This is a genomic window from Thermohalobacter berrensis (assembly GCF_003609645.1).
Lineage (GTDB): Bacteria > Bacillota > Clostridia > Tissierellales > Thermohalobacteraceae > Thermohalobacter > Thermohalobacter berrensis.
Genome location: NZ_MCIB01000014.1, coordinates 43,897 through 54,549, shown reverse-complemented (window position 1 = coordinate 54,549; position 10,653 = coordinate 43,897). Strand labels below are relative to the sequence as shown.

The window sequence follows — 10,653 nt, the reverse complement described above, 5'->3', positions numbered from 1 at the left end:
AGATTCAGAAGAAATAACAGTGGTAAATGAGGATAAGGTTAGATGCTTAGAAAGGGGGAGAAAAAAAGATGAAAGATCTTATGGGAATTATTAATTTAAGTGAAAAGGAAGATGAAATAAGGGAGCTTACCCATCACAGGCCATTGGCAGCTATACCAATAGCTGGTAGATATAGAGTAATAGATTTTATGCTATCCAACATGGTTAATGCTGGTATTGAGAATGTGTCAATTTTTACTCGTGGTAAGAGCCGTTCATTGATAGATCATTTAAGAACAGGGAAAGAGTGGGATTTAGATAGAAAGATAGATGGATTATTTGTTTTTACTCCCGTATCTAATGCACCTAATTTAATAGCAAATGATGGAGATATAGAGAACTTTAGAAATCATTTAGATTATATTGAAAGAAGTAAACAGGAATATGTTATTTTATCTAGAAGCTATATGATTTGCAATATAGATTTAGCTGATGTTTATAAATTTCATAAAGAATCTAATGCAGATATTACAATTGTTTATAAAAGGGTAGAAAATGACAACAAAAGATTTTTAAACTGTGATACCCTTAATTTAGATGAAAAGGGTAATGTTTTAAGTATAGGTCAAAATGTTGGCACTGATGATTATTGTAATATCTCTATGGAAATGTATATTATGAAAAAAGAACTTTTAATAGATATAATCCAAAACAGTATAACTATGGGTAATTATAATTATATTAAGCAAGCTATACAAAAAAGTGTAGAACATTTAAAAGTAAATGCATACCAGTTTAATGGCTATCTTGCATGTATTAATTCTATAAAGAGTCATTTTAAAACAAATATGGAATTACTAAATACGGACTTATATGAAAAATTATTTTTCGAAAATGGACTTATATATACAAGGGTAAAGGATGAGCCCCCTACTAAATATACTGATAGTTCAAAGGTTCAAAATTCTATTGTTGCAAATGGTGGAGTAATAGAAGGAACAGTAGAGAACAGTGTTATTGCCAGGGGAGTAAAAATTAAAAAAGGTGCAGTAATTAGAAATAGTGTTATCCTACAGAAATGTGTTATTGATGAAGGCGCCAATTTAGAGAATGTAATCCTTGATAAAAACGTACATATTACAAAAAATAAAGTATTACATGGAGATTCCGAAAGTCCTTTAGTTATAAAGAAAGACGTGAAACTGTAATGCAATTGAGAATTAAAGAAATTAAAAATTGAAAATGTAAAATGTAAAATAGGATAAATACAATTGACAAGTAATAAATACAGTTCTTAGCTTTCAGTTCCTAGTTTTTAGATAAGAAACAGATGATAGTTTCTAGTTTTATTAAGGGCTGAGAGCAAAGAGCTAGGAACTGCATTAAAATACAATTGACAATGGAAAATTGAAAATTGAGAATTAGAAAAGCAAATAAAGAGAAAAAAATATGTGTTAGTGAAACGGGGGACAGTTCTATCGTTGAACGTAGTGAAACAGGAGACCTGTCCCCTAGGTTTAATGATGAAAAGACGAAATATAATTAAAAATATATGTTAGTGGTTAGTAAAAAAACAGTTGTTAGCTCTCAGTTCCTAGTTTTTAGATAAGAAACAGATGATAGTTTCTAGTTTTATTAAGGGCTGAGAGCAAAGAGCTAGGAACTGCTTTTTAAAGAAAAGGAGGAAGCGGGAATGACAAAATTAAAGATATTGTATGCTGCTAGTGAGGTGGCACCTTTTGTAAAAACTGGGGGACTTGCAGACGTTGCATATTCTCTACCAAAGGCATTAAGAAAGATTGGTATAGATGTTAGAGTAATACTTCCAAAGTATTCTCAAATTCCAGAAGAAATAAAAAATAAGATGAAGTTTATAACTAAATTTGATGTACCAGTAGGACAAAAAAATGAGTATTGTGGAATATTACATCTTGAATATGAAGGTGTACCATATTATTTCATAGACAATGAATATTACTTTAAAAGAGATGGATTATATGGATATTATGATGATGGTGAAAGATTTACATTCCTAAATAGGGCTATATTAGAATCAATAAGGCATATAGACTTTAACCCAGATATAATTCATTGTAATGATTGGCATACAGCTATGGTGAGTGTGTTACTTAATGCTCACTATAGATGGGACCATAAATATTCTGATATAAAAACAGTCTTTACTATCCACAATTTAAAATATCAAGGAATATTCCCACAAGAAGTACTTACTGGTCTCTTAAACCTTGGTATGGAATACTTTAATCCTGAGGCATTAGAGTTTTATGGCAATATAAACTTTATGAAGGGTGGAATAAACTATTCAGATGCAGTAACAACTGTAAGTAAAACTTATGCTAAAGAGATACAGACACCCGAGTATGGCCAACAACTAGATGGCTTATTAAGAAAACTAAACTACAAGCTTTGTGGAATACTTAATGGAATAGACTATGAGATGTATAACCCAAAGAAGGATAAAGAAATATATGTTAAGTATAGTGTTGATTCAATAGATAAAAAGGTAGAAAACAAATTAAAGCTTCAAAAAGAATTAGGACTTCCACGAAGAAAAGATGTTCCAGTGATTGGAATGGTATCAAGGCTTGCACATATGAAAGGTATTGATCTATTAATTCAAGTATTAGATGAAATATTAGCATTAGATGTACAGTTGGTTATATTAGGAACAGGGGAACCATATTATGAATCAATACTAAGGGAATATTCACATAGGTATCCAGATAAGCTATCAGCTAATATACTATTTAATAATACACTTGCTAAGAAGATTTATGCAGCTTCAGATATGTTCTTAATGCCATCACTATTTGAACCATGTGGACTTGGACAGATGATATCCTTAAGATATGGAACCCTTCCAATTGTAAGGGAAACTGGAGGACTTAATGATACAGTACAACCATATAATGAATTTACAGACGAAGGTAATGGATTTAGCTTTACTAACTACAATGCATATGACATGCTTTATACAATAAAAAGGGCAGTTAAATTTTATGATGATAAAAAGGCTTGGAACAAGCTAGTAAAAAGGGCAATGGAAGGAGACTACAGCTGGAAAAATTCTGCTAAAGAATATGAAAAACTGTATAAGCAATTGACAATTTACAATTAAAGAAATAAAAAAATGAAACGCGAACCTGGTTCGCGTTTCAATTTTTAATGACATAGGGACGTTTCGTTTGTCATGGAACGGCAAACCGGGTTCATCGTTCCAGGAACTAATAACTGTTTCCATAACCGTTGTTGATGGATTGGTAATCCATCAACTTTTTTTATTTATTGCTATTTCTTGTAAGGTATTTTAAAATAGTAGTATATTTAATACTACTAAATATATGAAAGAGTGAAAAAAGTGTTTGGATATATAATGCCCTATAAAGACGAGCTTAAAGTTAGAGAATACAGAGTATTTAAAGGATATTACTGTGGACTATGTAAAACTTTAGGTAGAGAATTTAACCAAATTGTAAGGCTGGGATTAAACTATGATTTAACCTTTTTAGCCCTTTTACTATCATCATTAGAAAATAAAAGGGACAAGCTTAAAGGAGAAGCATGTATTTCAAATCCATTTAAGAAAAAGACCATAATTCAGCAGAATAACTCATTAAAATATACTTCATATATTAGTGTAATACTTATTTATTTTAAACTTATAGATGATTGGAGAGATGAAAAGTCCATTCCCTCTCTTTTGGCATCAATACCATATATTTTACCTGTAAAGAAGGCTAAAAAGACCTATGAAGATAAATATGACATAATAAAGCATTACTTAAATCAACTTATAAAGCTTGAAAAGAATAATTGTGAAGTAATAGATGAAAGTGCAAATACCTTTGCTAAAATAATGGAAGAAATAGCAGTAGCACCTTTTATAATAGATGAAAAGGAAATAAGAATTCTTAAATGGCTAGGTTATAATATGGGAAGGTGGATATACATTTTAGATGCATTTAATGACATAGAAAAGGATATTAAAGAAAAGAACTATAATCCTATATTACTGCAATACAAATATAATAAAAGTGAAGATATAGAAGAATTTAAATCTAGAATAAGGGATTCTATTGAATTTACTCTAACATTTACTTTAGATAATATAGCAAAAAGCTTTGAACTTTTAGATATAAAACAAAACAAAGAGATAATAGAGAATATCATTTATATAGGAACCAGACATAAAATGAATAAGATATTAAGAAAGGGAGTTGTTATAAATGAAAAATCCCTATGAAGTATTAGGAGTTAGAGAGGGAGCAAGTGAAGAGGAAATAAGAAGGGCCTACAGAAGACTTATAAAAAAGTACCATCCAGACCAATATGCCAATAACCCACTTGCAGATTTAGCAGAAGAAAAAATGAGAGAAATAAATGAGGCATATGACTACTTAATGAAAAATAAAGGTGTAAATTATAACAACGGTCATAATAGCAACTGGAATAATAATCAACATAATAGTCATACAAATATATATGGTGAAATTCGTATTCTTATTGAAAGGGGTAACCTAAACAGGGCAGAAGAGTTACTAGAAAATGTAAGGGATAGAAATGATGAATGGTATTTTCTTAAAGGTGTAGTTCTTTTAAGAAAAGGATGGTATGATCAAGCTTATCAGTATATTAAACACGCTGTAAACTTAAATCCAACTAATGGAGAGTATCGTTCAGTTTTAAATAATATATCAATGAGAAATAGGACATATAGGGATGTTGGACATGGAATGGGCTATGGAAGAAGAGAACCTTCAGCCTGCGAGATATGTGAATGTTTAATATGTTCAGATTGCTGTTGTGAATGCTTAGGAGGAGATCTTTTAACCTGTTGTTAATGGGAGGACTATACTATGAATGATAAAAAAAGACCAGCTAAAAAAGTGGCTTTAGGTGGAATTATTACATTGCTTAACTCTGTATGTCTATATTTAGTTTCCATAGTTCCAACAAATAGAATATTCCTTTTTTGGATAAGTACAATATTTACAGCAGCCATGGTAGTAGAATTTGGAGTCTCCTCTGCAATATTGACCTTTGCTGCTACAACAATCCTAGGCTTTATAATTGTACCCAATAAACTTATATTAGTACCTTATGTGATATTTTTTGGATACTATGCTATAGTAAAATACTATATCGAAAGGTTAAACAATTTACCCCTTGAATGGGGAATAAAGATTCTTCTTTTTAATATAGCTACATATATAACCTATAAAATAGCAGATATTCTTCTATTTATAAACATAAAGTCACTTCTTCCGATATGGGCTGTAATTTTAGGGCTTCAAGTTGGATTTATAATCTATGATTACTTCTTTAGCATAATGATTAAATATTATAAAGAAAAGTTAAGAAAATATATAATATAAAAAGTAACCAGTAAGCTAAACTGGTTACTTTTTACTATTACTTCCAACCCTTATGAATCATTCTATAATAGGACTTTTCAAAGCCCATTTTTTCATATAACTTTATAGCTCTATCATTGTCACTTTCTACGTGTAAAGATAGGTTACCTTCGGTGGCTTCAATAGCTTTAGTTAATAGCTGGGTACCTATTCCTCTTCCCTTTGAATGTTTATTAGTGGCAATATATGCTAAGTGATATGTTGGTATAAATGTCTCAAAGCCCGTATTTATTATTATACAAATACCTGCAAGTTCATTATCATGGTATGCTAAGAAAATGAAGCCATTTTCAAAGGCATTATTTAAGGCATCTTTAATTTCGTATATAGGATCAGCAAATTCCACAAGCCATTCCTTTGTTAATTCTGCTATCTCCTCTTTGGTTATGTCATCTTCATCTTTATCAAATTGGCGTATATCTAAATCTACTCTTCCATCATTAAGTAATATTACATGTGTTCCATCAGATATATTACCCTTTTCGGCTTCCTTCATAAAACCAGCTATTGGATACCCATTAGCTATACTAAAATTAACGTTTTCTAATTCTCTAAATCTTTTCACATAGTGTATTAGTTCCTCTTCACTTACACCTGTAACCTTTCCGTTAGTATCATAAATTGCATCCAAGGCATCTTGAGCTATGGAACTTTCTAAATTAACCAAGTGTTTATTATACTTTGTTATTTCAACATGCTCATTAGACATAGGAAGTATTTTAGAACTATTCTTCTTATATGATTCATAAATTACGTTACCTTCTTTAATAGTACAGCTATAAAGCATTGGAAGTCTTTTAATCTTTTCATCAATCCATAAACGTCTAAATCCTAAGTCAAGGCCTGATACTGAAAAACCATAACTTAATAGTGAAAACACCGTATTTATTTCACCCTTAATCTGTCTATTAAGCTCATGGGCTATAGAAGATAGGGCTATCATATACAAAATATTATTTTCCATACCAGGATTTGCGTTATACCATCCATTTTTTTCAGCCAACTCTCTACTATATTCAATACAGTCAGCAGGTGTCTGACCATGTTCAATGATTTTAATATTTGGTGAAGAAAATATTTCATCCTTAGCAAACTCACTATTTTTAGGTAATATAAATACACAATCAACCTCATAATACTTTGATAAAAAGGCTATAGTTTTTGAAAGATTACCAAAAGTTCCTAGACAAATAGTTCGCTTATTTACAGATATAGCATCTTTAATTAAAAGATATGCCAGTCTGTCTAGTCTGTGGCCAGAAGGATTATTTCCCTCTAACTTTAGATAAATTTTAGATATCCCAAGCTCCTTTTCTAAGTTTCTTGCACGTAAAATAGGGGTTTTACCAACCCTGTTTTTAATTATACTTTTATCCATTATTAACCTCCTTGAAGTTATTATATAGTTTACAAGATTTTATTTATTAAAAAACTTTATGTACATTGACTTTTTATCTTAATATAGTAAAGGATTATATTATTACGCCTAAATTTTCTGAAAGAATTAATGAGTATTTTATTTTAATAGGTAATATGCTAATATTTTTTGCAGGAGGAAAAAATTTAAACTAATATTATGGAAAATCTGAATATTTAAACAAAGCCCTATATGTTATGATATGACAAATAGGGAAATAATTCAAATTAGGCACTTATCAATGAACAAAGGAGAATAACAAAAAAATACTAATAATAGATGAGAAGGTGATAAAGTGAAGCTTGATAAAAATAAAGTAGCTGTAGCATTAAGTGGTGGTGTAGATAGCACAACTACTGCCTATCTTCTCAAGAAAAGGGGATATGAGTTAATAGGGATTACAATGTATCTTTTTGATGAATACGATAAAGATGGTAATAATATTAAGCCTAAATTTATTGAAGATGCTAAACGTGCAGCAAAAATTTTAGATATACCCCATTATGTTGTAGATTACAGGGATGAATTTAAAAGCATGGTTATAGATGAGTTTGTGAATGAATACCTAAGTGGGAGAACCCCTAATCCATGTGTTACATGTAATAGAACAATAAAATTTGGTAAGCTTTTAGAAACAGCCCATAGTTTAGGAGCCTATTATATTGCTACAGGTCACTATGCAAAAATTTGGTATGACGAGAAAATAAAAAGATATAGAATATACAGAGGAAAGGCAGATATGAAGGACCAGGCATATGTATTTTATTCATTGACTCAAGACCAATTAAAGCATATTATTTTACCCCTCGGAGATTTTGAGTCAAAGGAAGAAATTCGAAAGATTGCTTCAGAAATAGACATTAAAATATCAAAGAAATCTGATAGTACAGGAATATGTTTTGTTCCAGGTGAAGATTATGTATCATATCTAAAATCGATAAAGCCTGATGCAATTAAAGAGGGTAATTTTGTAGATATAGAAGGTAATGTTATTGGTAAACATAAGGGAATTGTAAACTATACCATTGGACAGAGAAGGGGATTAGGTATAAACTTTGGAAAACCAATGTTTGTTATAAATATCGATGCAGAAAAAAATGAGGTTATGTTAGGTGATGACAAATATACCTATTCTAAAGGTTTAATTGCTAAGAATGTAAACTTTACACTCTTTGATGAATTAAAAGAAGATATAAGGGTAGAAGTAAAGGTATGTTATTGGGGATGGTTTTTACCTGCTACAGTTTCAAACTTGGGAGATGGAAAGGTTAAGGTTATTTTTGACAAAAAAGAAAGGGCAATTGCACCAGGGCAATCAGTTGTATTTTATAATGGCAACGAGGTTATAGGTGGAGGAGTAATTGAATCAGTTATAAAGGAGTAAAAAATAAAAGGTGGCTGATTTGAGCCACCTTTTATTACTTAAAGTATAATAATTTAGCAATATAACCAATGATAAGTCCAATAAAAATGCAAATTATTGATAGCCAAATAGGCCCTAATAATATTCCACCTATAGAAAATGTCTTTGAATATATAACTCCAATTGTACCAAAATAAGCTCCTAGAGCAAAGGGGACAGAACTAGAGAGTTCCTCTTTAATGTCTGATCCATCTGTATATGTATCCCATATAGCAAACATATATAAACAGGGATAAAACATAAGCCATTGATAATCAGCTTCTCTAATGGCCTTTAATGTATTTCCATAAAAGCTTGAAATTATAACTGTATTTAAATTTGCATTAACATTAACAAAAAATTCTAATGTTATAAGTACTAGTCCCTTTATATATTTTCCATTTAGCAGTTGTCCAAATCCAGGAATAGCTATACTCCATAAAGCCCTTTCAATACCCTTTTTCCGAGATGTCACTTAAGATAACCCCTTTACTTAAATTGGTATTGTATACACTAAAAATATTATCCCCTTAAAATGTAAAATTTATGACTAATATCTATTAAAAATGTTGTCTATATCCCTTTTCCAATCATTAAGCCACAAGTGGAATCCTAACCAAATAAACCCGCTAATAAACCATAAAATTGATGAATGATACCAAGCATATCCATTTCCATATTCCATTGCATCAGTATATTTTTCTAGAAAAAACTCTATAATTGATAATACAACTGTCCATTCAAGAGCCCAAAAAAGTTTATCTTTGAACCTTTTAGGACAATACCTTACCCAAAACATTGCAATAACAGGAACAACAACTATATCTACAACTAATGATAGATCTTCAGCTACAGGAAAAAGTTTAATAGGATAAGACCAAAAGTTAAAGTATTTAGCTATATAACCCCATATATTTGCATATAAACTTGCAAATAGTGCAACTGGTACGTATTTTTTCATTCCTTTGTGTTTTATTATTAAAGTTAAAATAGAAATAGCTATAGCAAAATATTGTATGGAAATTTCTACAGGCATAAAAACACCATCCTATATTAAAATAAATATCTTAAAAAAGAGCCAAGCTATTGGCTCTTTACATTTAAAAAACTATTTATTTTTGTTAATCCTTTCCTTAGTCCATTCGGTTAAAGATTTATCCAATAATTTACAGTTAACTTTCAAACTTCCTAAAGGAGTTTCTACTGATTCAGTACATTCCTTTTTCTCTTTATTATTTTTCTTCATAAATATGCCTCCAATTTATATAGAAATATTTCTATATTATTTAGTATTAGATAAAATGATTGGGATTATGAAAATATGTTTTTGGGGAGCAAAGGTTTGTATTAGAGTTGAAAGTTAAATAGTTCACGGCAAGTTTTGGCACTTTACCCTTGTTGTTTAAAAAGTAATATTGTTTTATAATATTTATAACATTGCTTTAAAAGACTATATAAATCTAACTAATGAAAAAAATTAAGCAGGTGATAAATGTGAAAATAAATGCTGATAAGGTAAAACCTTTTGTCAAATGGGCAGGAGGAAAAAGACAGTTAATCCCTATAATAAGTGAAAAATTACCATTAGAATTAAAAAAAGGTGAAATAAAAAGATATATAGAACCTTTTGTAGGAGGGGGAGCGATATTATTTTATTTAGTTCAAAATTATGAATTTGAAGAGATAATAATAAATGATATAAACGAAGATTTAATCAATGCATACAAAACCATAAAATATAATGTGCATGAATTAATTGATTATTTAAAAGAACTATCAAATGAATATTTAGGATTATGTAATGATGAGAGGAAGAAATATTATTATAATATTAGAGATAAATTTAATAATGGAAATTTAAGTAAAGTAGAAAAAGCAGTATATTTTATTTTTTTAAATAAAACATGTTTTAATGGATTATATAGAGTAAATAAAAAAGGCAAATTTAATGTACCGCATGGAAGGTATAAAAATCCTTGTATATTAGATAAAGAGAATTTAATGAGTGTTTCAGAAGTATTGAAGAATGTAAAAATAATAAATGGAGATTTTGAAAAAGTTGAAAAATATATAGATGAAAATACTTTTGTATATTTAGATCCACCTTATAGACCATTAAGCACTTCGTCTTCATTTACAGCTTATCAAAAAAGTGATTTCAATGATGATGAGCAAGTAAGATTGGCAGAATTTTATGATAAATTAGATTTAAAAGGAGCTAAATTGATGTTAAGTAACTCTGATCCTAAGAATGCTAATGTAGAAGATAATTTTTTTGATAATTTATATGAATGTAACAAAAAAAATCCTAATAAACATTATAATATTTTACGAGTTGATGCTAAAAGAAGTATTAATTCCAAGGCAAATAAAAGAGGGAAAATTAAAGAACTTTTAATTATAAATTATTAGATGATTAT

The 10,653-nt window shown here is 29.4% G+C and carries 11 protein-coding genes; 7 read left to right on the top strand and 4 right to left on the bottom strand.

Going from position 1 to position 10,653, the window contains the following annotated elements; genetic code table 11:
• Window positions 1-68 precede the first annotated feature (68 nt).
• The 5 genes from glgD (at window position 69) to BET03_RS07875 (ending at window position 5,375) form a co-directional block, all read left to right on the top strand.
• Window positions 69-1,187, top strand: a complete 1,119-nt coding sequence (gene glgD / locus BET03_RS07895; RefSeq protein WP_120169082.1) for a glucose-1-phosphate adenylyltransferase subunit GlgD — start codon at window positions 69-71, stop codon at window positions 1,185-1,187.
• A gap of 485 nt (window positions 1,188-1,672) precedes the next feature.
• Window positions 1,673-3,118 (top strand): glycogen synthase GlgA, encoded by a 1,446-nt coding sequence (glgA, locus tag BET03_RS07890; protein ID WP_120169080.1) that lies wholly within the window; start codon window positions 1,673-1,675, stop codon window positions 3,116-3,118.
• A 231-nt stretch (window positions 3,119-3,349) separates the two neighbouring features.
• Window positions 3,350-4,243: a DUF5685 family protein gene (locus BET03_RS07885; RefSeq protein WP_243096891.1), complete on the top strand. Its 894-nt coding sequence runs from the start codon at window positions 3,350-3,352 to the stop codon at window positions 4,241-4,243.
• A complete protein-coding gene (locus tag BET03_RS07880) occupies window positions 4,227-4,841 on the top strand; it encodes a J domain-containing protein (RefSeq protein WP_120169076.1) in 615 nt (204 codons plus the stop codon). The genes BET03_RS07885 and BET03_RS07880 overlap by 17 nt, the downstream gene beginning before the upstream one ends.
• A 15-nt stretch (window positions 4,842-4,856) precedes the next feature.
• Complete coding sequence (locus BET03_RS07875) at window positions 4,857-5,375, top strand: hypothetical protein (protein WP_120169074.1); 519 nt, start codon at window positions 4,857-4,859, stop codon at window positions 5,373-5,375.
• Window positions 5,376-5,412: 37 nt separating this feature from the next.
• Here BET03_RS07875 and BET03_RS07870 read toward each other — a convergent pair whose 3' ends face one another.
• Complete coding sequence (locus BET03_RS07870) at window positions 5,413-6,792, bottom strand: pyridoxal-phosphate dependent enzyme (protein ID WP_120169072.1); 1,380 nt, start codon at window positions 6,790-6,792, stop codon at window positions 5,413-5,415.
• A gap of 334 nt (window positions 6,793-7,126) precedes the next feature.
• On the opposite strand from BET03_RS07870, the gene mnmA reads away from it, so the two are divergent.
• Window positions 7,127-8,215: a tRNA 2-thiouridine(34) synthase MnmA gene (mnmA, locus tag BET03_RS07865; protein WP_120169070.1), complete on the top strand. Its 1,089-nt coding sequence runs from the start codon at window positions 7,127-7,129 to the stop codon at window positions 8,213-8,215.
• A 34-nt stretch (window positions 8,216-8,249) separates the two neighbouring features.
• Here the strand turns inward: mnmA and BET03_RS07860 are convergent, their stop codons facing one another.
• The 3 genes from BET03_RS07860 to BET03_RS13640 all read right to left on the bottom strand — a co-directional run bounded on the left by BET03_RS07860 (window position 8,250) and on the right by BET03_RS13640 (window position 9,479).
• On the bottom strand, window positions 8,250-8,708 hold the full coding sequence (locus BET03_RS07860) for a hypothetical protein (protein ID WP_183108784.1): 459 nt from the start codon (window positions 8,706-8,708) through the stop codon (window positions 8,250-8,252).
• 75 nt (window positions 8,709-8,783) lie between these two features.
• Window positions 8,784-9,269 (bottom strand): CBO0543 family protein, encoded by a 486-nt coding sequence (locus tag BET03_RS07855; RefSeq protein ID WP_120169068.1) that lies wholly within the window; start codon window positions 9,267-9,269, stop codon window positions 8,784-8,786.
• A 72-nt stretch (window positions 9,270-9,341) separates the two neighbouring features.
• On the bottom strand, window positions 9,342-9,479 hold the full coding sequence (locus BET03_RS13640) for a hypothetical protein (RefSeq protein ID WP_183108783.1): 138 nt from the start codon (window positions 9,477-9,479) through the stop codon (window positions 9,342-9,344).
• A 221-nt stretch (window positions 9,480-9,700) separates the two neighbouring features.
• Here BET03_RS13640 and BET03_RS07850 point away from each other — a divergent pair, with 221 nt between their 5' ends.
• Window positions 9,701-10,645: a DNA adenine methylase gene (locus BET03_RS07850; RefSeq protein WP_120169066.1), complete on the top strand. Its 945-nt coding sequence runs from the start codon at window positions 9,701-9,703 to the stop codon at window positions 10,643-10,645.
• Window positions 10,646-10,653: the final 8 nt, after the last annotated feature.

Excerpts from the sequence above, each read along its gene's own strand:
- BET03_RS07875 (WP_120169074.1), top strand. The coding sequence starts at position 4,857 with ATGAATGATAAAAAAAGACCAGCTAAAAAAGTGGCTTTAGGTGGAATT.
- glgA (WP_120169080.1), top strand. The coding sequence starts at position 1,673 with ATGACAAAATTAAAGATATTGTATGCTGCTAGTGAGGTGGCACCTTTT.
- BET03_RS07855 (WP_120169068.1), bottom strand. The coding sequence starts at position 9,269 with ATGCCTGTAGAAATTTCCATACAATATTTTGCTATAGCTATTTCTATT.
- BET03_RS07850 (WP_120169066.1), top strand. The coding sequence starts at position 9,701 with ATGAAAAAAATTAAGCAGGTGATAAATGTGAAAATAAATGCTGATAAG.
- glgD (WP_120169082.1), top strand. The coding sequence starts at position 69 with ATGAAAGATCTTATGGGAATTATTAATTTAAGTGAAAAGGAAGATGAA.
- BET03_RS13640 (WP_183108783.1), bottom strand. The coding sequence starts at position 9,479 with ATGAAGAAAAATAATAAAGAGAAAAAGGAATGTACTGAATCAGTAGAA.
- BET03_RS07870 (WP_120169072.1), bottom strand. The coding sequence starts at position 6,792 with ATGGATAAAAGTATAATTAAAAACAGGGTTGGTAAAACCCCTATTTTA.
- BET03_RS07880 (WP_120169076.1), top strand. The coding sequence starts at position 4,227 with ATGAAAAATCCCTATGAAGTATTAGGAGTTAGAGAGGGAGCAAGTGAA.